The sequence below is a fragment of the Halomonas sp. ALS9 genome (assembly GCF_001651035.1).
Lineage (GTDB): Bacteria > Pseudomonadota > Gammaproteobacteria > Pseudomonadales > Halomonadaceae > Vreelandella.
The window spans coordinates 135,692-157,827 of the sequence record NZ_LXRG01000163.1 but is presented as its reverse complement, the minus strand read 5'-3'; the positions used below and the strand labels follow the sequence as shown (position 1 = coordinate 157,827).

Annotated in this window: 19 protein-coding genes and 1 pseudogene; 8 read left to right on the top strand and 12 right to left on the bottom strand. The window is 57.1% G+C overall.

The window, feature by feature from the left end; genetic code table 11:
* Window positions 1–14: 14 nt before the first annotated feature.
* The 5 genes from A6R74_RS11385 to A6R74_RS11365 form a co-directional block, all read right to left on the bottom strand.
* On the bottom strand, window positions 15–863 hold the full coding sequence (locus tag A6R74_RS11385) for a 3-hydroxybutyryl-CoA dehydrogenase (protein ID WP_064234604.1): 849 nt from the start codon (window positions 861–863) through the stop codon (window positions 15–17).
* A gap of 24 nt (window positions 864–887) precedes the next feature.
* Window positions 888–2,516 (bottom strand): acyl-CoA synthetase, encoded by a 1,629-nt coding sequence (locus A6R74_RS11380; RefSeq protein ID WP_064234603.1) that lies wholly within the window; start codon window positions 2,514–2,516, stop codon window positions 888–890.
* Between the two features lie 139 nt (window positions 2,517–2,655).
* Window positions 2,656–4,443, bottom strand: a complete 1,788-nt coding sequence (locus A6R74_RS11375) for an acyl-CoA dehydrogenase (protein ID WP_064234602.1) — start codon at window positions 4,441–4,443, stop codon at window positions 2,656–2,658.
* A gap of 124 nt (window positions 4,444–4,567) precedes the next feature.
* Window positions 4,568–5,941 (bottom strand): MFS transporter, encoded by a 1,374-nt coding sequence (locus A6R74_RS11370; protein ID WP_064234601.1) that lies wholly within the window; start codon window positions 5,939–5,941, stop codon window positions 4,568–4,570.
* A gap of 181 nt (window positions 5,942–6,122) precedes the next feature.
* On the bottom strand, window positions 6,123–6,767 hold the full coding sequence (locus A6R74_RS11365; protein WP_064234600.1) for a class I SAM-dependent methyltransferase: 645 nt from the start codon (window positions 6,765–6,767) through the stop codon (window positions 6,123–6,125).
* A 40-nt stretch (window positions 6,768–6,807) separates the two neighbouring features.
* Between A6R74_RS11365 and A6R74_RS11360 the strand changes: the two genes are divergently transcribed.
* From A6R74_RS11360 to A6R74_RS11345, 4 genes are all read left to right on the top strand, one after another.
* Window positions 6,808–7,191: a glyoxalase/bleomycin resistance/extradiol dioxygenase family protein gene (locus A6R74_RS11360; protein ID WP_064234599.1), complete on the top strand. Its 384-nt coding sequence runs from the start codon at window positions 6,808–6,810 to the stop codon at window positions 7,189–7,191.
* Between the two features lie 115 nt (window positions 7,192–7,306).
* Window positions 7,307–7,696: a DUF4870 family protein gene (locus A6R74_RS11355; RefSeq protein ID WP_064234598.1), complete on the top strand. Its 390-nt coding sequence runs from the start codon at window positions 7,307–7,309 to the stop codon at window positions 7,694–7,696.
* A 2-nt stretch (window positions 7,697–7,698) separates the two neighbouring features.
* Window positions 7,699–8,634 (top strand): lysophospholipid acyltransferase family protein, encoded by a 936-nt coding sequence (locus A6R74_RS11350; RefSeq protein WP_064234597.1) that lies wholly within the window; start codon window positions 7,699–7,701, stop codon window positions 8,632–8,634.
* Window positions 8,635–8,647: 13 nt separating this feature from the next.
* The gene (locus A6R74_RS11345; protein WP_064234664.1) at window positions 8,648–8,998 is read left to right on the top strand and encodes a DUF4870 family protein; all 351 of its coding nucleotides are present in this window, start codon (window positions 8,648–8,650) and stop codon (window positions 8,996–8,998) included.
* 19 nt (window positions 8,999–9,017) lie between these two features.
* Here the strand turns inward: A6R74_RS11345 and A6R74_RS11340 are convergent, their stop codons facing one another.
* Both A6R74_RS11340 and A6R74_RS11335 read right to left on the bottom strand, forming a co-directional pair.
* Entirely contained in the window at window positions 9,018–10,427 is a 1,410-nt protein-coding gene (locus A6R74_RS11340; RefSeq protein ID WP_064234596.1) for a mannose-1-phosphate guanylyltransferase/mannose-6-phosphate isomerase, read from the bottom strand.
* Window positions 10,424–12,040: a hypothetical protein gene (locus A6R74_RS11335; protein WP_064234595.1), complete on the bottom strand. Its 1,617-nt coding sequence runs from the start codon at window positions 12,038–12,040 to the stop codon at window positions 10,424–10,426. The genes A6R74_RS11340 and A6R74_RS11335 overlap by 4 nt, the downstream gene beginning before the upstream one ends.
* A 223-nt stretch (window positions 12,041–12,263) precedes the next feature.
* On the opposite strand from A6R74_RS11335, the gene A6R74_RS11330 reads away from it, so the two are divergent.
* The 3 genes from A6R74_RS11330 to A6R74_RS11320 all read left to right on the top strand — a co-directional run bounded on the left by A6R74_RS11330 (window position 12,264) and on the right by A6R74_RS11320 (window position 15,545).
* Entirely contained in the window at window positions 12,264–13,889 is a 1,626-nt protein-coding gene (locus A6R74_RS11330; protein ID WP_240488215.1) for a glucan biosynthesis protein, read from the top strand.
* Window positions 13,890–13,961: 72 nt separating this feature from the next.
* Window positions 13,962–14,744, top strand: a complete 783-nt coding sequence (locus tag A6R74_RS11325; protein WP_064234594.1) for an FkbM family methyltransferase — start codon at window positions 13,962–13,964, stop codon at window positions 14,742–14,744.
* Window positions 14,745–14,771: 27 nt separating this feature from the next.
* Window positions 14,772–15,545: a creatininase family protein gene (locus A6R74_RS11320; RefSeq protein ID WP_064234593.1), complete on the top strand. Its 774-nt coding sequence runs from the start codon at window positions 14,772–14,774 to the stop codon at window positions 15,543–15,545.
* Window positions 15,546–15,591: 46 nt separating this feature from the next.
* Here A6R74_RS11320 and ribA read toward each other — a convergent pair whose 3' ends face one another.
* Window positions 15,592–16,695 (bottom strand): GTP cyclohydrolase II RibA, encoded by a 1,104-nt coding sequence (ribA, locus tag A6R74_RS11315; protein ID WP_064234592.1) that lies wholly within the window; start codon window positions 16,693–16,695, stop codon window positions 15,592–15,594.
* Between the two features lie 112 nt (window positions 16,696–16,807).
* Here ribA and A6R74_RS23110 point away from each other — a divergent pair, with 112 nt between their 5' ends.
* A complete protein-coding gene (locus tag A6R74_RS23110; protein WP_306460307.1) occupies window positions 16,808–17,644 on the top strand; it encodes a RibD family protein in 837 nt (278 codons plus the stop codon).
* A gap of 57 nt (window positions 17,645–17,701) precedes the next feature.
* Here A6R74_RS23110 and A6R74_RS23105 read toward each other — a convergent pair.
* The 4 genes and pseudogenes from A6R74_RS23105 to A6R74_RS11295 all read right to left on the bottom strand — a co-directional run.
* A pseudogene (locus tag A6R74_RS23105) lies at window positions 17,702–18,595 on the bottom strand (lysylphosphatidylglycerol synthase transmembrane domain-containing protein); the annotation flags it as partial.
* Between the two features lie 22 nt (window positions 18,596–18,617).
* Window positions 18,618–20,555: a glycosyltransferase gene (locus A6R74_RS11305; RefSeq protein WP_064234590.1), complete on the bottom strand. Its 1,938-nt coding sequence runs from the start codon at window positions 20,553–20,555 to the stop codon at window positions 18,618–18,620.
* Complete coding sequence (locus A6R74_RS11300; protein ID WP_064234589.1) at window positions 20,552–20,950, bottom strand: 6-pyruvoyl trahydropterin synthase family protein; 399 nt, start codon at window positions 20,948–20,950, stop codon at window positions 20,552–20,554. Before A6R74_RS11300 ends, A6R74_RS11305 begins: the two co-directional genes overlap by 4 nt.
* A 26-nt stretch (window positions 20,951–20,976) precedes the next feature.
* Window positions 20,977–21,996: a zinc-dependent alcohol dehydrogenase gene (locus A6R74_RS11295; protein ID WP_064234588.1), complete on the bottom strand. Its 1,020-nt coding sequence runs from the start codon at window positions 21,994–21,996 to the stop codon at window positions 20,977–20,979.
* Between the last annotated feature and the right edge of the window lie 140 nt (window positions 21,997–22,136).

Sequence of the window (22,136 nt, the reverse complement as noted above, 5' to 3'; positions counted from 1 at the left end):
CACGTTAGTGCAAGCTAATCGTAGTGATAAAACCCCCGTCCGCTTTTACGCCCCAGATAGCCCGCGGCCACCATGCGCTTGAGCAGTGGGCAGGGGCGATACTTGGGATCGCCAAAGCCTTCCTGAAGCACTTCCATAATCGCTAGACAAACATCCAGGCCGATTAAATCTGCCAACGCCAACGGCCCCATGGGGTGGGCGGCGCCTAGCTTCATGGCGTCATCGACTGCCTCCGGCGTCGCGGTGCCCTCTTGAACAATAAACGCAGCCTCGTTGATCATCGGCACCAGCAGGCGGTTCACCGCGAAACCTGGCGCATCGCCCACCGGCACGGCGGTTTTGCCTAACGCGATAGCGAGCTGTTCAATGCGCTCAACGGTTTCATTTGACGTTTGTTCCGCACGAATCACCTCCACCAGTTTGAGCACTGGTACCGGGTTGAAAAAATGCATACCCACTACGCGCTCAGGGCGTTCGCAGACGGCCGCTAAGCGAGTTAATGACAGCGATGATGTATTGGAAGCCAAGATGGCCTCGCTGCTTAAACGGCTTAGGTCGCGGAACAACTTCTCTTTCAGTTCAGGCTGTTCCGGAGCAGCTTCAATAATTACCGCACAATCACTCAAAGCATCTAGCGTCGTGGTCGTCGAAAGGCGCGCCAAGGCAGCGTCTTTATCCGCATCACTGATTTTTTCTTTCGCTACCAGCTTACTCAACCCTTTATCAATATTTGCCTCAGCGCGACTAAGCTGCTGCTCTGCCACATCGTAAAGCCTAACGGTGAAGCCACTCGCCACCGCTACCTGGGCAATCCCCTGCCCCATTGTGCCCGCTCCTACTACACCAATCGTTTTGTCGCTCATACACCCGCTCCTTAAAATGCATTATCAATGATTCTTAGCTTCTTCGCGCAGGACGAACTTTTGGATCTTGCCCGTTGAGGTTTTCGGCAACTCGCTAAAAATGACTGTTTTAGGGACTTTGTAGCCCGCCAGATGTTCGCGGCAGTGGGCGATAATATCGGCCTCAGTCACTTCACCATAACCGACTTTAAGCTTCACAAAGGCACAAGGCGTTTCGCCCCACTTCTCGTCGGGCTTGGCCACGACCGCCGCCTCTTCGACCGCAGGATGGCCGTAAATAGCATCTTCCACTTCGATGGTTGAGATATTCTCACCGCCGGAAATAATGATGTCCTTGGAGCGGTCTTTAATCTCGATATAGCCATCCGGGTGCCATACAGCAAGATCACCGGTGTGGTACCAGCCGCCTTCTAAGGCCTGCTCGGTCGCTTCGGCGTTCTTCAAATAGCCCTTCATGACGTTGTTGCCGCGCATTAGTATCTCGCCGATGGTTTGGCCGTCTTTGGGCACCGGCTCCAGGGTAAGCGGGTCGGCTACGCACAATGCTTCGAGCATATGGTAGCGCACGCCCTGGCGGGCTTTGATCTTGGCCCTGGCTTCCAGCGGCAGCTCATCCCAGGCTTCGCGCCAGGCACACACGGTCACCGGCCCATACACTTCAGTCAGGCCATACACATGAGTCACTTCAATACCCAGCTTTTCGACACCAGCAATCACCGAGGCAGGCGGCGCGGCACCGGCAGTAGTGACTTTCACCGGGTGATCGAACTCACGTTTATCTTCAGCGGGCAGATTCACCAACCCATTAAGAATAATCGGCGCCCCGCTAAAGTGGGTGACCTTTTCATCGGCAATCAACTGCATGATCTTTTTGGGGTCGACCCGGCGTAGGCAGACGTTCACCCCGGCGTTGGCGGCAATCGTCCAGGGAAAGCACCAGCCGTTGCAGTGGAACATCGGCAGCGTCCACAGGTAGATGGGATGGTGGGGCATCGCCCACTCCATAATGTTACTCACCGCGTTGAGATAAGCACCGCGGTGGTGATAAACCACGCCTTTGGGCTTGCCGGTGGTACCTGAGGTGTAGTTAAGCGAGATCGCATTCCACTCATCGGCAGGCAGTTGGTAGGCAAACTCCGCGTCACCCTCTTCAAGCAGCGCTTCGTACTCGATCTCGCCAATGCCCTGGGTGTCGCCGAGAAACTCTACGTCAGCGACATCGATAATCAGCGGCTTGTGCTCAAGCTTGGCAACGGCTTGCTGGATGACGTCGGCAAACTCGGGATCGACCAGAATGGCTTTGGCCTCGCCGTGCTCCAGCATATAGCTGATCGCCTCGGCATCCAGGCGAATATTCAGCGTGTTTAATACGCAGCCAGCCAGCGGCACGCCGAAGTGCGCTTCAAACATCGCTGGAATATTAGGCAGCATCGCTGCTACGGTCTGGCCCGGCTGAATCCCCCGCTTTTCGAGCGCAGAGGCAAGCTGGCGGCAGCGCGTCCAGGTGTCATTCCAGCTGCGCCGCGTGCCGCCATGCACTATCGCAGGATAGTCAGGGTAGATCGATGCCGAGCGCTCGATAAAGGTCAGCGGTGAAAGCGCCACGTGGTTCGCGACGGTTTTGGGCAAGCCTTGCTCAAATATGGAGGTCATAATTAGCTCCTGGTCTTATTATTAAGCGTATTGTTGACGTCGGTGTTATTAAAAGCGTTCGTTTTAAATAGTTGTTTTGATCGCCTAGAAACAGCACCGCCGCCTCAAAGGGCGGCGGTGCTGACTGAAAACATTCGCGTCAGTGAACCTCAAAGTCGCTTAAACACTGCATACCCGCCTCAATCACCGCACGCTGGGCGCGACCTACCGGCAGCCATTGAGTAATCGCAAATTCGGCGCTGCGTATCTTCGCAGTATAGAAGGGATCATCGCTGCCGTTGTTAAGGGCGGCCTGGGCACTAAGCGCCGCCTGACCCATTTGCCATGCACACAGCACGTGGCCTGCCAATGTGAGAAACGGCGTAGCGTAGGCCTGCACCGCATCTGCGCCGTTTTCAGGATCACTGCCTTGCTCAAGCACGATCGCCTGAGCGGCTTTTAGATCTTCTAGGCCTGCGGCCAAGCCGCTGCCCAATGCTGCCAAGGTAGGCTCGGCGTTAAGCTGCTCCACCGTCGCGGCCACATCTTTTAAGAGCATGGAGAGCGCTTCACCGCTGTCACGCTGAAGCTTGCGGCCTGCCAAATCCAGCGCCTGAATACCGTTGGTGCCTTCGTAAATCGGCGCAATACGCGCATCACGCAATAACTGGGCGGCACCGGTCTCTTCCACGTAGCCCATGCCACCATGTACCTGAATGCCCATGGAGGCGATATCCACCGCTTGATCGGTGGAGAAGCTTTTGATCACCGGAATCAAAATATCAGCGCGAGCCTGAGCGGCATGGCGGGCATCACCACTTTCGGCGTGGCGGGCGGTATCCAGTTCGGCGGCACAGTAGAGCGCCAGGGCGCGCAGCGCATCGGTACGCGAACGCATGGAGAGCAGCATACGGCGCACGTCCAAGTGATCGCTAATTGTGCAATTCTCACCGCCGCGTGCTTTAGGGGAACGGCCTTGGGTACGCTCCAAGGCGTAGGCAAAGGCGTGCTGACAGGCGCGCTCGGCAACGCCAATGCCCTGAATGCCGACTTTATGACGCGCCTCGTTCATCATGGTGAACATATGGTTAAGACCACGCCCCTCTTCGCCGACCAAGTAGCCGATCGCACCACCGTTTTCGCCAAAGCTCAGGGTACAGGTGGGCGAGCCGTGAATGCCTAACTTGTGCTCAATAGACGCGCAGGTGACATCGTTACGCTCGCCCAGCGAGCCGTCGTCGTTAACCAGAAACTTGGGCACCAGAAACAGCGAAATGCCTTTGTTACCCTCAGGCGCGTCGGGCTTGCGGGCCAGCACCAGGTGGATAATGTTTTCGGCGGCGTCGTGCTCGCCCCAGGTAATATAGATCTTCTGGCCGCTAATGCGGTAATGATCGTTTTCAGGCACGGCGCGGGTGCGCACTTGGGAGAGGTCCGACCCCGCTTGGGATTCGGTAAGGTTCATGGTGCCCGTCCAGGAGCCTTCCACCAGTTTGGGCAAGTAAGTCGCTTTTAATTCATCGCTGCCGTGATGGGCCAGCGCCTCGATGGCCCCGGCGGTCAGCATAGGGCAGAGACCTAGCGCCATATTGGCGCCGTGAAGCATCTCCTGCACTGCGCTGGCGACGACTTCAGGCAGGTTCTGGCCACCCAACGCCTCAGAGACGCCAATACCGTTCCAGCCACCCTCGACATAAGCCTGGTAAGCCGCCGCGAAGCCTTCCGGGGTAGACACGCGACCATCGGTGTGGCGCTTGGCCCCCTGCTGATCACCACTCTTATTGAGCGGCCCCCAGACGTCACCGGACAGTTTTGCGGCCTCTTCAAGTACCGCCTCAACTAAATCGGGTGTGGCTTCTTCAAAGCCCGGCAGGCTGAGCGAACGGTGCGCTAGCAGCTCTTCGAGCACAAAGCGCAAATCGCGTACCGGTGCGGCGTAAACATTCATGGCGAACCTCGGGCTGAAAAATTAAACGATTGTTTGAAAGCATGCCCTAGATAGTAGTAATACTCTCTCACGTACACCATTAGCCCAAGGTATCACCCGCTACCGATAACGTCTCCTCTCAGTTTTATTTTCGCTCACCAGCTTGATCCAAATCATCATAGTAAGCGATGTGGCTTTCATCTTGCGCAGGAGGCCCGACAACTGGCTCGGCAGCTTCAACGTCCCACACGGCATCGGATAAATCTTCTAAATGCTCATGCTCTAGCGCCCCTTGCATCAGCTCTTCTGTCACCACCAGCTCAGCACCTGCCGCTGTCATTGGCGTAGTCGGCGTAAACGGTGCCACGGGTACCGGTGCTGGACGTACGCTACGCCGCCAGGAGAAGAACATTAAGAAGAAGAGACTGAGTGAGCCGAAGGCCCAGAACAGACCCGCATCACCCATCACGGTCATCACCGGGGAAATCATTAGCGGGCTGATGGTGGCGCCAATCGAGTTGATCAGCAGCAAGCCTTGGCTCATGCGCACAAGCGCCCCTGCGGGAGCGCGATCGGCCGCGTGACTCACCGCCACCGGGTAGAGCGCAAATACCCCACCGCCAAGTAAGAACAGTAGCACCGCCAGCATTGGCGTCGACAGCGGCAACCAGAGCATCGCCGCCGAGATCAGCACGCAGAAACCGCTAATACCGATCAGTACCATCTGTCGATCATGGCGATCCGACCAGCGGCCAATCGGGTACTGCAGTAGCATGGCACCCAGAATCACCACCGCCATCATCTGGCCCACTTGACTGACCGTCATGCCAATACGCTGAAGATAAAGCGGCAACAGTGAGTACGCCGCGGCTACTACCATGCCAGAACCTAAGCTGCCCATCACGCCAGTAGGCGTCAGAGTAATCAGACGATGCGGAGGAAGCGGCTCGGCGTGTTCTATAATTGGCGATACGCGGGGGATCATCGCCATGGGCAGTACAGAGAGCGAGGCCAGCAGGCCAATTACCATAAAGGGTGCGGTTACACCCATGGCATTGGTAACGCCCAGCAGCAGTTGGCCCAACACACCGGCGGCGTACAGTGAAATCATATATAACGCCAGTAGGCGGCCACGAACTTTCTGGTCACCTGACGTAAGCAGCCAGCTCTCGATGACCAGATAAACCCCAACCGTGGCCCAGCCGCCAATTAGGCGCAGTACAAACCAGGCCCAGGGGTCGAAGAACAAGCCTTGTAGCAGCACCGTGACGGCCACTAATGAGGCAAAACTGCCATAGGCGCGAATATGGCCAATTCGCAGCAGCAAACGGTCATTCACCAACGCGCCTAGGGCTAAGCCGATAAAGTAAGCCGACGATACGATACCGATGACCGTGGCCGACTCACCGGCGGCATCCAAGCGCACGGTAATTAAGGTGGCGAGAAAACCATTGCCAATCCCGAGAATGAAGAGCCCTAAAAGGGGCGCCAGCGCCATGGCTAGCAGTTGCCGCGACATGAAAACCTCGTCTTGCCTAAAAGTGGTGAAAAACAGGGGCTGAAAACAGGCGTGAAAACGCTGATAAACGTGTTCACAGGAACCGTTATCTCACCTGGCACATCGAGTTAGGCAGGGATAGCGGCGCGCAATTATTGCCCTCAAGCGAGCAAAGTCAATGCTTTTCTAACGTTACAATTATTCACGTTAGCGTTTTGTATAGAATAACGGTATCGGGCCCAGGAAATTCCACTACTAAACTATTCTTTTGTGCCCACCAACGAAAGGTCTCCTCACTAAAAAAGCTGATATGCGTGGGATCGCTAATATAGTGCCAGCGGGCAAACGCTTCTGGCGAAGCGACTCGCTTGGTCATCAGCCCCAGATAGCCGCCTGGTGCCAGTTGAGCGACTAATTGAGCAAGCACTTGGCCAGGCTGCGACAAGTGCTCAACCACTTCTGTGGCGGTGATAAAATCAAACGTCTGGGTGAGAACCGAGGCATCAGGGGCATAAAAAGGGTCGTAGATGGCCATCGGGAAGCCTTGCTCTTCGAACATCACCGACAGCGTCGGCCCAGGCCCGGAGCCAAAATCGAGCCCCCGGGCGTTAGCGGATAGCTTCGCTAACAGCGGGGTAAATAAACGCCCTAAAAAGCGTCGGTATCCCGTATCATGCGGCGAGTTTTGGTGTTTATCGTATTCGGCCTTTTCTGCAGCGGCGCTCAGATGCTGCTCGGGGGGCACAAATACCAGCTCGCACGTGGCACACTGGTAGTAGTCACGACGACGATCCCGGTGGTAGAGCGCAGTAGTGGATTCCGCGCATAGCGGACAGCGACGCATCATCGTATTCTCTGGCTTATCGTTAGGTATTAAGGAAGGTGGCATGCTATCAGGTCTGGATCATCTTGTTGTTACCGTGACCGACATGGGTCGCGCAGTCGATTTTTATTCACGAGTGCTTGGCTTAGACGTCCGCTATCGCGATGCTCAACGGGTCGATTTAATGCTCGGCGATACGGCGCTACGCCTGCATCAAACCGATACCGACATTGCCCCCATTTCAGCAACGCCCACGCCTGGCAGCTTGGATTTATGCTTGCGTTGCCAACTGCCGCTAGATGAGTTCAAGCAGCACTTGGATGCGCTGGCGATTGACGTAGAGCTGGGCCCTGTTGCCCGCCAAGGCGCCAATGGGCCGATCGAATCGATCTACCTGCGCGACCCGGACGGCAACTTGCTAGAGATCTGCCGCCCCACTTCGCGTTAATGTTAAGTCTAATGAATCAAGGTATTATATACCGCGCTCAAACAGCGCTCACTGAAATGATCTAGGCATTATCAGCCGCCACAGCACTTATACATATTTATCGAAAGGAAACATTATGCTTGATAACGAAACTGATTCCCCACTTAAAGGCAACGTCGTTCGCGAAGAGCAACAAACGCAGCCCGACACCACCATGGCAATGGTCATCTATGCGCTCTATCTGGCTAGTTTTCTGCTTGGCGTTACGTCGATTATTGGTGTGGTTATCGCCTATGTCTATAAGGGCAATGGCCCTGTGTGGTTGGACGAGCATTACCGCTATCAGATTCGTACGTTTTGGATAGGTTTGGTATATGGCACTATTTGTACGATGTTGCTCTTTGCAGTGATTGGTTTCCCACTTTTTGTGGCGCTAGGTATATGGTTTATTATCCGCTGCGTTAAAGGATTTAAAGGGCTGCAAGAGAAACGCGCGCCCTCTAACGTAGATACCTGGTTGATTTAACGATGGCATCACAGGGGGCCCAAAACGGTAGGCACTTTTCCAAAGCTAGCGCGATCAGTTGGCTGTGGCGCCAGCTTTCACGCTGGCCGCTTACGCGCCTATGGCGCGTTGCTTCGGCACTCGGCCCCCTGGTTTACCGCTTTAATAAGCGTGAGCGCCAGGTGACTGAGCGCAACCTAAACGTTGTTTACCCTCGCCTCTCTGTTTTAGAACGTAAGTCCCTTGCCCAGCACAGCTTGCGCCACTCAACGGCCACGATGTTAGAGCTGGGCCACGCCTGGATGGCAGAACCTCATAAAGTAGAAGCCAGCATTCTAGCGGTATATGGCCGCGACAAGCTCGATAGCGCCCGCAGTGATGGCCGCGGCGTGATTGTGCTTGCCCCACACTTCGGCAACTGGGAGGTGCTTAACTTCTGGCTATCGAGCCATTTCCCTTTTACTGCGATGTACGAGCCACCCAAAATCACCGCCCTCGACCCGGTCATTCGTCATGGTCGCGAACGCATGGGGGCAAATCTTGTGCCTACCAATCCGCGCGGGGTAGCGGCACTGCTGAAAGCGCTTAAACGCAGTGAAGCAATTGGTATACTCCCTGACCAGGAACCCGACTGGGGCAGTGGCGTTTTTGCGCCGTTCTTTGGCCGCGAGGCCTACACCGCCACCCTGCTACCGAAATTGGTCGCCCGAACTCAGGCTCGGGTGGTCACAGGCGTCGCGCTACGGCTCCCTGGCAAAGGCTTTGAAATCCATTTTTTGGAGGCCGACGAGCGTGTTTATAGCGACGATGATGTGCAGTCTGCCACCGGTGTAAATGCTAGCGTCGAAGATGCGATTGCCTTGGAACCGGCACAGTATCAATGGGAATACAAACGTTACCGCAAAGTGGTGCAGGAGCAGCAGAAGCTCGTCAATTTCCGAGACTATCGTATTTATTAACAAGAGCTTACTGATTATGCAAAACGACCTAGCTGGCGATGAAACACGCCCGCCGCAGATTATTTACGCGCTTTACCTGGCGGGCATCGTCACCGCCAATATCACCTTGCTGATTGGCGTCATCATCGCTTATGTTTATCGTAAAGAAGCCGCCCCCTGGCTGCAGCAGCACTATCGTTACCTAATCCGCACTTTCTGGATTGGCACACTGTATGCCTGCATCGCCTTTCTGCTCAGCATTGTCATAGTGGGCACCCTACTCTGGCCATTGCTAGCGGTATGGTTAGGGGTACGCTGCCTGCTCGGCTGGATCAATGTTCGCAAAGGGCTAACACCGGCACGTCCTGCCAGTTGGCTTTGGTAAGCCGCGTGCTCCACGCCCTTCACTCATAGCTATCACGGTCGTAAACATCATCTAGACGCTCAATATCGTCTTCGCCCAGATAACTACCCGACTGCACCTCGATCAGTTCAAGGGGGATTTTGCCGGTGTTTTCCAGCCGATGTAGTGCCCCAATGGGAATATAGGTAGACTGGTTTTCAGTTACCAAAAAGCGACGGTCTTCTAGCGTTACCTGCGCGGTTCCTCTCACCACGATCCAGTGTTCAGCCCGGTGATGGTGGCGCTGCAGCGATAAACGCCCGCCAGGCTTTACAGTAATACGTTTGACCTGATAACGCTCGCCACTGTCCATCGCCTGAAAACTGCCCCAGGGGCGCTGTACCTGGGCCGCTGTACATGGTTCCTTGCGCCCCGCCCGGATAAGCGATGTCACCAGCTGCTTTACCTGTTGCGCCTGATTACGGTGGGCCACCAGTACGCAATCCGATGTCTCCACGACAATCAGATTATCCACACCCAGTGTGGCTACCAGACGATGCTCGCCAAACACCAACGAATCCTGTGTGTTGGTCAGCCAGGTATCGCCTTTGGTGGCATTGCCCGCAGCATCAGGCCTAACGGTTGCCCATAGCGCATCGAAACTGCCGATATCACTCCAATCGGCTGCCAAAGGCACCACAGCTGCGCGATCACAGTGCTCCATCACCGCGTAATCAATGGAGTCAGCCGGGCAGCGTCTAAATGCCGCTTCGCCTAAGCGTAGAAAATCCAAGTCCCGGTGCGCTCCCTCAACCGCCTCCACGCATGCCTCAAACATCTTTGGCTGTAATCGCTTTAGCTGGCCTAGATAACTGGAGGCACGCAGCAGAAACATACCGCTGTTCCACAGGTAGTCGCCGCTTTCGACTAACGCTGCAGCACGCTTGGCGTCCGGTTTTTCAATAAAAGCTGCAAGACGGTGACCACCTTCTAGCGGCTCGCCGCAGGCAATATAGCCGTAACCCGTTTCAGGCTGTATGGGTACAACGCCAAAGGTAACGAGGTAACCTGCTTCGGCTAACGGGACGGCCAGTGAAACACTGTGCTGGAACGCCTGTACATCACCAATCGCATGATCAGCCGGGAGCACTAGCAGCAGCGGGTCATCGTTAGCGTGACGTGCCAACAGTGCCGCACAGGCAATCGCCGGGGCGGTATTGCGGCCTTCAGGCTCAAGCACCACGGTAGCGGTTTGATCCAGTTCGCGCAGCTGTTCAGCCATCAAAAAGCGGTGGCTATGGTGACCCATCAGCATTGGTGTAGCGGTGTTGAGCCCCTTTAGGCGGATTAGCGTTTGTTGAAGCAGGCTGTTCGACGAGGTTAAGCGCAAAAACTGTTTCGGCATTTGCTCTCGGGAGAGCGGCCAGAGCCTTGTGCCGCTGCCACCGCTCAATATTATCGGTTGAATCATGGTGCCGTCCTTGTATCAGAGCGAGTGTCTACTTGTAGTTCTGAGCCACCAAAATCAGCCTGCAACCAGTGGCGAAGTTGGCTCATCCTCGGCGCATTGCTCGCCATATCGAGTGTAGGCAGGGTACCGGCAACAAAGCCTCGCTTTATAAAAGGTGCCAATAGCGCAGGATCGCCGCTGATGATATGCACCGGAACCGCCGCGCTGGCATCGTCGCCGGTAATCAACGGCGCGGCCTGATGGTCACCCAGCACAATCAGTAGGGTATTGTCATCCACTACGCGCTCGGCCCAGCGGCCAGTGACTTTCACAGCATAGTCAACCGACCATGCATAGTGGTCGCGAATACGCTCAATGTCCTGCCACAGTACTTCTGGTGGGTCGCCGGCGTCTTCCCAGGGAGCAAAAATACGCCCATCGCCGATTGATGACCAATCATCCAGCACCGGTAGGATCGGCGTCCAGGGGGCATGGCTGGAGATCAGTGCCAACTGGGCAAACACCGGCGTCTCGCCCAGCAAGTAACGCTGGGTGTAATCGAGGGTGAACTGATCGGGCATGGTGACCCAGTTCAGTGCCGGCCCGGCGTAATCGATATCCTTCGCTGCGGCAATGTCATCAAAGCCGTAGGCTTCCCCTTCCGGCCAAGCCAGGGTAATCGCTGGCATCACACTCAGGGTGCGCTGACCGGTTGCACGAAAATCATCGATCAAAGTGGAGTGACCGCTGTCGAGCATCAACCGATACCAGAGCTGATTGTCGATCCATCGGCCACTGAGGGCCGTCGCGTGAGCCAGCCAGGACTGCCCACCGCGAATAGGCGCTGCCAACATACCAGAAACCACATGGAGGTCGCGCTCATCCAGCCGCTGTTGTATCTCAGCTAGCGTAGGCAGCAGAACGTCGGAATAACGTGGATTATCCAGCGCCGAGATACCGTAGGATTCAATAAAGGTGAGTAGTACATTACGGTCTTTGAGCCCCGGCAGCGGCTGGGCTTCCAGCGGCGCAGCTTCCAGCTGAGCGGTAAAGGCGAGGCGCGCAGCGTGGGTATCGGTCATTTGCTGCCACTGAAAGCGCGTAGTGTTCACCATCGGCAAGCGCGCGCTATCGACCAGCCGCACCCCATTGAGTTCAAGCGCCGCGCAGCTGATGGCAATGACCAGCAGCGTTAAGGCGGCCGCTCCAGGCAGCCGTTTGATCGAGTAAGCGACCGGTGGAAGCAGCAGGCGCGCTAGCCCCAGGGTAATGGCGATTAGCATGGCCGCTCCTACCAGCATTGCGCAAACTGCCAACAGTTGGCCTACATTACCTACTAATAGGTGATAAATTGAGCGCAGCAAAGGTACGTCAAGATAGAGATTAAGTGGCCGGGCAAAGGCCATCTGGGTGGCAGCAGTGCCAAGATTAGCGGCGGTTGCCAGCATCACCCAACTGACCAGCCCAATCGCCACGATGCGGCGCGTTTTTCCAGCGGGAAGCAATAGCATGAGTGGCGTGATAATCAGCGCCTCCCAAGCGAGCAGGTGCGTACTGATATCGCCAAAGCGCCACCAAAGTGGCACGATGAGTAAGAAATTCAGCATTAGCAGCGTTAATAATAATCGACTCATTGCACCCTCATGTGTGCCTGCTATAGCGTACAGTTTCAAAAATATACCCGTTAGTCCCAAAGCAGAGCTGTACCCAGTCGCAAGACAAGAGAGCAAGGAATAAGGCTGCTGAAAAACACAACAATCATGTACTGTAATGTTTTATCGTATAGTTATTGTGTAAAGATTTCACGCTTTGCTTGGCCATGGGTGTTACAGGTCTTCACCGGAAAGGATTTCGCTTATGCGTTGTAGCTATGTTGATATGAGGCAGGTTGCTAGATGGCCGGATGGTAAGTGGCGAGCTCATGAATTGCGAGCAGATAAATGGCGAATTAATCAATGGCGAACTAAACAATGGATCGTTTTACTCAGCTGTACGCTAGCCTTACCGGCGTTTGCCGAAGACGATCAACATTTCAGCGCGGTTATTGAACGCGCCCAACAGCTAGCTGAAGAGGCTTATCAAGCCCCAGACCAATCACTGCCTGAGGTGTTACGGGAGCTTGACTACGATACTTACCGGCAAATCCGCTTCGACCCCGAACACGCCTACTGGAAGGACGAAAGCCCCTTTAGCTTGCAGCTATTTCATAGCGGCTTTCTGTTTCAAACCCCGGTTACCTTGAACGTTATCGACAGTGACACGGTAACACCGTTGCCTTTTTCAGCAGAGGACTACTCCTACGATGGCAATGCCGCAACGCTCAAAGAGCAAGACTTAACCGGCAGCGACCACGCTGGGTTTCGCCTCCACTACCCGCTTAATAGCGATGAATACGCCGATGAGTTTGCGGTATTTCTGGGTGCCAGCTACTTCCGCATAGTGGGACGTGACCAGGCTTACGGACTCTCCACCCGAGGACTGGCGATCGATACCGCCTCCCCCGATGGCGAAGAGTTCCCGGCCTTTCGTGAGTTTTGGCTATATAAACCCGACGCTGATGCCAAACAAATCGAGCTATTGGCGCTAATGGACAGCCCCTCGGTCAGTGGTGCCTACCGGTTTATCATCCAACCTGGTGAAAACACCCAGGTAGAGGTCGAAGCCGAACTCTTTGCCCGTGAAGATATTGCCAAACTAGGTGTCGCGCCACTCACCAGCATGTTCACTTACGGTGAGGCCAGCCGCCAGCGGCCAGACGACTTTCGCCCCCAAGTGCACGACTCCGACGGCCTGCTGATGCACACCGGCAGCGATGAGTGGATCTGGCGTCCGCTAAGCAATCCCTCACACCTGCGCACATCGGCTTTCATCGACGACTCCCCCCAAGGTTTTGGGTTGATGCAGCGGGAGCGTGACTTTAACCGCTATTTGGACACCGAAGCCCAGTACCATCGCCGTCCCAGCCAATGGGTTGTACCGCTGGATGAGTGGGGCCCGGGTCACGTGGAGCTTGTCGAGATTCCGACCCCAGATGAGACCCACGACAATATCGTCGCCTACTGGGTCGCTGACGATACGCTGGAGGCTGGGGAATCCCGCCGATTGCACTACCTCACCCACACGCTGAATACCCAGCCAGAAACGCACCATATTGGTCGTGTCATTCGCACTCGCCATGGCAGTGCAGGTGTGCCAGGGCAAGCGGACTCCTCCTCGCAAGGTCAACGCCAATTTATCGTCGATTTTCAGGGCGATGCGTTAGCGGATATTAGCGCCGATCAGCCCGTGGAGTTGGCTATCAGCTCCCAACATGGCGAGGTACTGCTGCCTCAGGTCACTGCGTTACCTGATGACAATGGCTGGCGGGCTAGCTTCCGACTGCCCGACGGCGGCCAGCCTAGCGATGTTCGCCTCAGGCTCACCTTAAACGGCGAACCGATTAGTGAAACCTGGAATTATGTGTGGTATCCCGATGACCAATAACGCTGCTAAAGCAAACCCTACACCACTAGCCTCTTTGTGGATAAAGGCATGCTCATCCTGGGAGCCTAACTAATGCGGCGCATGGCGCTTCAACGCCTGCGTAGCGCGGGAGGGCTCGCCCGCTCGCTGTTTATTTACTGGCGACCAGGGCGCCAGCGGGGTCTTCAGCGGCTGTACCAGCCGTTCATTCAGCCCGGCACCGTCGCCTTTGATATCGGCGCCCACCTGGGCGACCGCAGCGCGGCTTTTCATGCGCTCGGCGCCAAGGTGGTAGCCCTGGAGCCCCAGCCTGATCTCGCCAAGTGGTTTAAGCGCCTAGTGAAGCCGCCGACCATTACCCTGCTACCGATGGCGGCAGGCCCGACGGCAGGCTTTGCCGAGATTGCTATTAGCCCCAGCAACCCGACCCTCGCCACGCTTGCCACCGAATGGCGTGAGCAGATTGGCCAACGCAACCCAGGCTTTAGCCAGGTACGCTGGGAGCAGCAGCTACGCGTGCCGGTGACCACGCTGGATGCGTTAATTGACGAATACGGCGAACCCTGCTTTATCAAAATCGATGTTGAGGGTTTTGAAGCGGAGGTTCTAGCAGGACTAAGCTGCCCAGTAGCGGCGCTATCAGTAGAGTTTGTGGCTGGCGCTCTGGAAGTCAGCCATACCTGCGTTAGCCATTTAAGCCGCCTTGGTGAGTACCGCTATAATGTGGTCGCTGGCGAGCAGCGCCACCTCCGCTGGGCCGAATGGCAAACGCCGCAAGCGGTGAGCGAGTGGCTAAACGCAGGGGCCGAAAAATTACCATCTGGCGATATTTACGCCTGTCGCTCTGACCATCCGCTACTGACGAACACCGCTTAACGCTGATAACTAACAGGTTGTGTATTAATGATTCACCACTGGCAAACCCTCACCGCTCCGCAGCTTGCTGACTTCGCCCAACGCGACCCTGTGGCGGTACTGGTACTTGGGGCCATTGAACAGCATGGCACTCACCTACCGCTAGCTACCGATCTGACCATTGGCGAGGGACTACAGGCCGCCATGTTAGAAGCACTTGATCCGAGCCTTAATGTGATCTGCCTACCGCCGATTGCGGTAGGCGCCAGTGACGAGCACGCCAGCTTCCCCGGCACGCTCAGCCTGCCTGCACCGCTGGCCATTGCCACGCTGGAAGCCTACGGCGACAGCTTAGCCCGCGCAGGTATCCGCCGTCTGGTGCTGCTTAACAGCCACGGTGGCAATAAGGCGGTGATGGATTTAGCGGGGTTAACGCTGCGGCGGCGACATAGCATGCGCGTCGTCAAAGCCACCTACACGCGGCTGCCGCCTTTAGAAGGTGCTATTGAGGCCGAGGAGCTGCGCTATGGTTTGCACGGTGGGTTACTCGAAACCGCCATGATGCGCTATTTGGCACCGACCCTTGTAAAGCTGGGTGGCTACCAAGCCACAGCGCCTGCGGCTCCCCAAGGCAATGCATTGGTGAGCGCAGAAGGCACTGCAGCATTTTCCTGGTTAGCGGAAGACTTAAGCACTCACGGTGTTGCTGGCGATGCCAGCCACGCCAGCGCTGAATTAGGCGAACGGCTGGTGCAGCACTACGCCAGCCAGCTAGCGGCAGTAGTGAAGGAAACCGCCCATCTGCCTCCGTTGGCCAACTAACATCGCTGAAACAGCGGAGAACAGTTTTAGCGAGGCCCAATCAGGTTCAACGCTGACCGCTTAGCACATCCTCCAACAAGTGCCCACCACGGGTGGCTTTGGCATTTAGATAGCGCTGATTGTGGTCGGTGACGCTGCCATACAGCGCCTGGCGGGAGACCACCTCAATGCCGCCCTGGCGTAATGCTTCCATCTTTAAGGGGTTGTTAGTCAGCAGCTGTACTTGGTCGATATTGAGGGCATTGAGCATATCCACTGCCACCGAGTACTGGCGCTCATCGTCACCAAAACCAAGTACCTGATCCGCATCCACGGTATCCAAGCCACCATCCTGCAAGGTGTAGGCGCGCAGCTTATTAGCCAGGCCAATACCCCGACCCTCTTGGGCCAAATAGAGCAGCACGCCGCCGCCCATGGCTTGAATATCCGCCACGGCATTGCGCAGCTGCTCGCCGCAGTCGCAACGCAGGCTGCCAAACAAGTCGCCGGTTAAACACGCCGAGTGTAGGCGCAATGGCACCGCGCCTTCCCAGTGCTCCGGCTTACCGATCACCACCGCGACGTGCTCGCGCAAGCCGTCCGGCTCGCGGAAAAGCACAAAGCGGCTGTCGGCAGCATCCTCAAGGGGAATATTCGCTTCGCTTACCCGTTTTAGCATACCCGGCGCCCCGGCAAGACACCGCTCGGCGTCTTCAGCGGTGACTTGCAGCAACCGCCCTTCTGCCAGCTGTTGTTCAATCGCCGCTGAGGCCTCTTCGCTAACAAAGGCACACAGCGCGGCAGGAATCAGCAGCGCGCGGCGCATCAATGTCACCGCGCCTCGTTCGGCTAACCCAGCAGGTTTTAATCCGCTGAGAAGCCCACCAGCAGGCTGCGAAAGCACTTCCGCAGTGGCCAAGCCATGCAGCTCTTGGGGGCTAATGTGGGCAGCCAACGGCAAGCAGGATGCTTCAGCACTTACCTTTATGCCGACCGCCGCCAGACGGTGACGGGTAAGCACCAGTGAAGGCCGCTCGCCCGCTAACTGGGCAAGTGCTTCAACTGACTCACTGCCTTCCAGCGCTTGCACTAGCAACCGCTGCTCACCGGCATTCACCACCACGGGCAAGCCACGACGGATATCGAAAATAGCGCGTTCAATCTGGTACATGAGGGCCTCCTGGCTTCCTTACGAGGGGGATGGTGCATGCTTGCTCTAAACAACTTGCTCTCAACTGACCAGAGCCCGCATGATGAAGCGGATTTTTTAGCACGGAGACGTCATGCCCGAATCCCATGTCAATATTCTTGCGCTGGCCGATGCCTGGGAGTGGCTGTTGGCGCTGCATCATCGGCGCTGTTGCGATGTGGCGATTACTTTGACGCCAACCGGCAAGTGGCAAACGGCCAAAGCGGTCACCGCTGAAGCGCGTGAACTGCTTGATTGCCTGACTCCACTGGCCAGTCGGCCAGCCTGGGTGGTGGCTCAACTGGGGCAGAGCATGGATGGCCGCATTGCCACGGAGAGCGGACACTCCCACTACATCAATGGCCATGAAAGTCTGGTTCACCTGCATCGCCTGCGCGCGTTGGTCGACGCGGTGGTGGTCGGGGCAGGAACCGCTAGCGCCGATAACCCGCAGTTGACCGTGCGCCACGTTTGCGGCACCAATCCGACACGGGTGGTGCTGGATCCACGAGGACGCATTCCCCATGACTTGGCGCTGCTGAACACCGACAGCGCCCCAACGCTGCATATTGTGGGGCCTGATCTGGGGTCTGAGCGGCAGGCGACGAGCTTGGCCCACGTTGAACGTTGCGTATTGCCGCTGAATACCAGCGGTCAGTTCAACCCTCACGACATCATCACCCTGCTCGCTGACAGAGGATTGCCCCGCGTGTTGATTGAAGGCGGCGGTATTACGGTATCTCAATTTATCGAAGCAGGCGCCGTTGACCGGTTGCACCTGCTGGTTGCCCCGCTGCTGATCGGCTCCGGCAGACCAGGGCTTAAAATGACGCCCATCGAGACCCTTGAGAGTGCGCTGCGTCCGCCCGCGCGAACCTTCCGCTGCGGTGACGACACGCTGTTCGACCTGCGCCTGAGGGATACCACCTGAGGACTGGGCACTGGCGCGGCGGCTCAACGCCACCCAAATACCCGGCAGGCTCGCCAACAACACCAGCAAACCGTAAGCCAACGACACCGCCACTCCTTGGGCAGACGGCAGGCCGACCAGCGCCCAGACACCGGCAGCGGCGCCTTCACGCAGCCCCCAGCCGGCCACCGAAAATGGAATCAACATAGCCAGTAGCAGCGCCGGGGTAAGCGCCAGTACTTGCAACGCAGGCATCTCTACGCCAATCGCCCTGGCGGCGCATACCATGACCAAACCATAACTCAGCACAATCACCAGCGACGACAGCAACTGCGGCAGCCATACGCCGCGCTGTAACAAGCCACGCTTAACGTCGCGGGCCAGGGCTTGGCACCAGTTCGGCAGCCTGGCCAACCAATGGTTAAAACGTTGACGCAGCAGTAGGCCACTGCCAGCGATCACCGCTAGTGCAGCCATTGCACTTAAGCCCACTACGGTGATCATGGCCCCACCCAGCGCGGTATGCCAGAGCGGTGAAAGCAATAGCGCCGTTAGCGTTAGCACCACGACGGCGACCTGCCCCGAGGCGCGCTCTATTATCACCGCTCGCCAAGCGCGGCCCCTAGACTGGGTTTGAGTGGCATGGCGGTGCGCACGCCCTGCGTCGCCTAATACCCCGCCGGGCAACAGTTGATTGACCAGCAACGCCAAGTAGTATTCACGTAGGGCATAAGCAAACCGCAGCGGCACATCGATAAGCCCGGCAGTAAACTGCCAGCGCCAAGCACAGAGCATAATCTGAAGCGTGCTGATGACTAACGCCAGCACGACCCACTCAGCGGAGAAGCCCTGCACCTCTGCCACGATAGCCTGGGGTTCAACCCATAGCGCCACCGCACCCAGCAACGCCAAGCTAATCACCAACCGGCGTAGCCATGGGCTTTGCAATGGGGTGCTTAGCCGAGCGAACATCCTTTGAGCAGGCCCCATAGACTTAGGCCTCGTCCTTGGGCTTAGCAAACAAATCACGGTGCCCTACCCAAATACCCAGTTGGCCATTGACCACCGCTCGCTGACGCAGCTGCAGCCAGGCGGCAATACGCACCGCGGCTTGCGGGGCTTGCTCGGTGGCGGCATCGGCCCAGCCATCAAGCAGCGCCATCATCAGCGGCTTCTGGGCGTGACTGCCAGCGGCGAACTGCCAAGGCGTTTCAGCTTGCTCAACGGAATAATCAGCCTCCTCTAGCGCGCTGGCTAATGCCTGGTGAGCCTGACCGCCCAGCGCATCGCCCAGGCCCTTATTACGCTGCTGATGAGCAATAAACAGAGCCCGTAGCCAATGGTCTTCGTCATCTAGCATCGGCTTGCCGTGAGGATCAATAAAGTGCCACTCGCCGGTCACGCTAAGCGCTATCAGCAGCGCTTGCTGCTGCCCGGCAATACGGGCCACCAAGGCGTTGACCCACTGCTGGGAAACCAGATCCAGCAGCGCCGATGCGGTCACCAGGTGCGCATCGTCGAGCGGCACATCGGTCAGCGCTTCCAGCGATACGCAATGACTCTCAACGGCTACAGGCTGCCCTTGGCGATTACTTAACCCGGCGGCGCGCTGTCGCGCCTGGGCTAGCAAAATGGCGTCATGATCGATCAGTTTCCAGCGCTGCTGGCCGCTCAAGTGCGGCGCCAAAAAGCGCAGATTACTGCCCCGGCCACAGCCAAGATCCGCTATCTGGGGCGCTGGGGTGCGCTCGCTCAGCCATTCTGCGGCAAGCGCCGCAAGGTGCTGACTACGGGAAGCGACGTCGGCTTCCTCACGCAGCGCCAGCCAGTCGGATTCAAACTGGCTGCCTGCGCGTAAAGAGGCCGTATCGCTGGGCGCAGTTAACGCCGCGGCAAACTTAACGCCTGCTGCCTGCCAGTCACTCAACGCATTTCTGGCCTGGGCAGCGCCTTGGCGCAGTTGCTGGCGTAGCTCTTCGTTATGGCAAAAATGGCTCACGGCGTCTTTAAGTGCGTCGACATCGCCCGGCTCAACGCTCAATCCGGCACCTTTCGGCAAGGTATCGCGCAGTGCACCGCCGGTAGTAGTGATCACCGGCAGGCCGTGGGCCAGGGCTTCGGTGATCACCATGCCGTAGCCTTCATACCAGGAAGGCAGCACCAGCGCGTGGGCCCCGCGATAAGCCGCTTCCAGCGTCTCGCTATCACACTCACCATGCAGGTGCACGCTGGACTGCAAGCCGTTCTGCTCAATCAGTTGCGCTACGCGCTGGGTAAAATCAGGGTCACGTGCGCCGCCATAACAGTCGCATTGCCAGTGATCACCGGCAACGCCTGCCAGTGCTTGCACAAGGATATCCTGCCCCTTGCGCGGCGTTAGCGTTGCCACACACAGCAAACGCAGGGTTTCACCGGGGGCTGCAGCGCGGCTAATCGGTGCCTGGGCAACCCCCGGCTCAACCACACTGACACTCGCATTGAGTGGTAGAGCGTAGCGGGTCGCCAGTTCCGGTAAGCGCCGGGCGGTAAAGTGACTGGTAACGATGATCCTCGCCACCGGGGCAAGCGCGGTTAGCTCACTGCGATGAAAGCGTTGCTGATCGACCTCATCGAGGCCCAATTCATCACCTAAAGGATGGTGTAGCAAGGCAGTGATATCCAGCCGCTGGGCATGCTGAGCCACTATCTCGGGCAGCGCGCCCATAGCCAAGCCATCAATCACTACTGCCGCATGATCGGGCAGCGCATCAAGCGTCTGGGCAAGGGCTACGGCGGCCTCAGCATCCGCGTCAGGAAAGGCACCCGCCAAGCCGACTACATCAATCGCCCAGCCCTGGTCGCGTAAGGCTGAGACGATATGCGCATCGTAGAGATAGCCGCCGGTGCGTTGATCAGGGTCACCAGCGACGATTAACGTAAAACGTTGACTCATAGCGCGCCTTCATAGCTGGCCCAGGCCACATGGGATTCATGCAGCTTGATCTCCATATGGGTAATCCCCTTGGCGGTGATACCCATTTTGCCCTCACCAATCGCCTTGGCGAGCTGGTCGAAGATCACCTTGGCCATAAACTCGGTGGTGGTGTTTTTGCCCGCAAACTCAGGTACTTCATCAAGGTTGCTGAAGTTGTAGTCAGCCAATACCGATTTCACCGTTTCACTCGCCAGACCGATATCGATCACCAGGCCATCCTCATCCAATTCAGGACGCTGAAAGACCACATCCACCACGTAGGTAGCGCCATGAGTGCGCTGAGCGGGGCCAAAGATCTCGCCATTAAAACTGTGGGCGATCATAAAGTGGTCACGAACACATAAACGAAACATAGGGACTCCAAATAGGGCTAAATAAGTTATGCGGGGTAGCGCAGGCGGTGACAAAGCTCGACACTGCCACGGCCAAACAGCCTAGGGGCCAGCGCTGGCAGCTGCGCAAATTCACTTTCGCCGCTGATCAAGGTATCCAGCCGCTCGTCCACCAGCAGGCTCAACGCTAACCGCAGGCGGCGCTGGTAGTCCCAGTGGGGGCGGAGTTTGGGCGGTAGTTGGCCTACCTGGCTAGCCTTGAGCGTCAGCCGCTGGGAGTGAAAAGCGCCGCCCAACGGAATCGCGACGTCCCCCTCGCCAAACCAACTCATTTCAATAATGCGCCCTTCACTGCCGACTAATTCAAGCGCTTGGCGTAGACCCGCGGACTGACCGCTGGCATGGATCACACAATCTTGGTCTTGAGCAGCGTCTTCGGGGGTGCAAAAGGCCACGCCCAGCTGCTCGGCGAGTTGACGACGCTCTGGATTAATATCCACCAGTTGGACAGCCACGCCGGGGATCTGGGTGCATAGATACGCCACTAATGCACCCACCACCCCCGCGCCAATCACACTGATCCGCTCGCCCAGCATGGGTTCTGCGTCCCACACGCCGTTAATGGCGGTTTCCATATTGGCTGCCAAGACGGCGCGCTTAGCGGGCACGTCGGCGGGCACTTCCAGCACAGCCGACGCAGGAACGATGTAGTAATCCTGATGGGGGAACAGGCAAAAAACGGTTTTATTTAATAGCGCATCAGGCCCTTGTTCGACGCAGCCGACGCTGCAGTAACCGTACTTGACCGGTGCGGGGAACTCTCCCGACTGAAAGGGGGCTCGCATGCGTGAAAATTCGCTTTCAGGCACGCGACTATTGAACACCAGCGACTCGGTGCCGCGGCTGATACCGCTGTACAAGGTTCGCACATACACCTCATCTGAGGTGGGCGTAGAAAGCTGTTCGCGCCGCAGCTCACCCTGTGCAGGATTGGTCACCCAGAAGGCAGTGGCCCAGGTCGTTTTGCCAACATAGCGATTTTTGCCAACCTCGTCAGGCGCCGACATGAGCATTCCTTTTCGTTATAAGCCCGCATAGCATGAGCTCAGTTTCATTCCGTTGAATAGGGCGTGGCACCATTGGACTACAGGTTAGGGCTAAGTGACACCCTGTGTGTCTTAGCCCCATGCCCTTTATGGGCCCATTA

What these genes read in the sequence shown, in the direction of transcription:
- A6R74_RS11320 (WP_064234593.1), top strand. Translation starts at nt 14,772, where the DNA reads ATGATTCACCACTGGCAAACCCTCACCGCTCCGCAGCTTGCTGACTTC.
- A6R74_RS11385 (WP_064234604.1), bottom strand. Translation starts at nt 863, where the DNA reads ATGAGCGACAAAACGATTGGTGTAGTAGGAGCGGGCACAATGGGGCAG.
- A6R74_RS11335 (WP_064234595.1), bottom strand. Translation starts at nt 12,040, where the DNA reads ATGAGTCGATTATTATTAACGCTGCTAATGCTGAATTTCTTACTCATC.
- A6R74_RS11305 (WP_064234590.1), bottom strand. Translation starts at nt 20,555, where the DNA reads ATGAGTCAACGTTTTACGTTAATCGTCGCTGGTGACCCTGATCAACGC.
- A6R74_RS23110 (WP_306460307.1), top strand. Translation starts at nt 16,808, where the DNA reads ATGCCCGAATCCCATGTCAATATTCTTGCGCTGGCCGATGCCTGGGAG.
- A6R74_RS11350 (WP_064234597.1), top strand. Translation starts at nt 7,699, where the DNA reads ATGGCATCACAGGGGGCCCAAAACGGTAGGCACTTTTCCAAAGCTAGC.
- A6R74_RS11300 (WP_064234589.1), bottom strand. Translation starts at nt 20,950, where the DNA reads ATGTTTCGTTTATGTGTTCGTGACCACTTTATGATCGCCCACAGTTTT.
- A6R74_RS11380 (WP_064234603.1), bottom strand. Translation starts at nt 2,516, where the DNA reads ATGACCTCCATATTTGAGCAAGGCTTGCCCAAAACCGTCGCGAACCAC.
- ribA (WP_064234592.1), bottom strand. Translation starts at nt 16,695, where the DNA reads ATGTACCAGATTGAACGCGCTATTTTCGATATCCGTCGTGGCTTGCCC.
- A6R74_RS11325 (WP_064234594.1), top strand. Translation starts at nt 13,962, where the DNA reads ATGCGGCGCATGGCGCTTCAACGCCTGCGTAGCGCGGGAGGGCTCGCC.
- A6R74_RS11340 (WP_064234596.1), bottom strand. Translation starts at nt 10,427, where the DNA reads ATGATTCAACCGATAATATTGAGCGGTGGCAGCGGCACAAGGCTCTGG.
- A6R74_RS11330 (WP_240488215.1), top strand. Translation starts at nt 12,264, where the DNA reads ATGCGTTGTAGCTATGTTGATATGAGGCAGGTTGCTAGATGGCCGGAT.
- A6R74_RS11370 (WP_064234601.1), bottom strand. Translation starts at nt 5,941, where the DNA reads ATGTCGCGGCAACTGCTAGCCATGGCGCTGGCGCCCCTTTTAGGGCTC.
- A6R74_RS11365 (WP_064234600.1), bottom strand. Translation starts at nt 6,767, where the DNA reads ATGATGCGTCGCTGTCCGCTATGCGCGGAATCCACTACTGCGCTCTAC.
- A6R74_RS11360 (WP_064234599.1), top strand. Translation starts at nt 6,808, where the DNA reads ATGCTATCAGGTCTGGATCATCTTGTTGTTACCGTGACCGACATGGGT.
- A6R74_RS11375 (WP_064234602.1), bottom strand. Translation starts at nt 4,443, where the DNA reads ATGAATGTTTACGCCGCACCGGTACGCGATTTGCGCTTTGTGCTCGAA.
- A6R74_RS11295 (WP_064234588.1), bottom strand. Translation starts at nt 21,996, where the DNA reads ATGTCGGCGCCTGACGAGGTTGGCAAAAATCGCTATGTTGGCAAAACG.
- A6R74_RS11355 (WP_064234598.1), top strand. Translation starts at nt 7,307, where the DNA reads ATGCTTGATAACGAAACTGATTCCCCACTTAAAGGCAACGTCGTTCGC.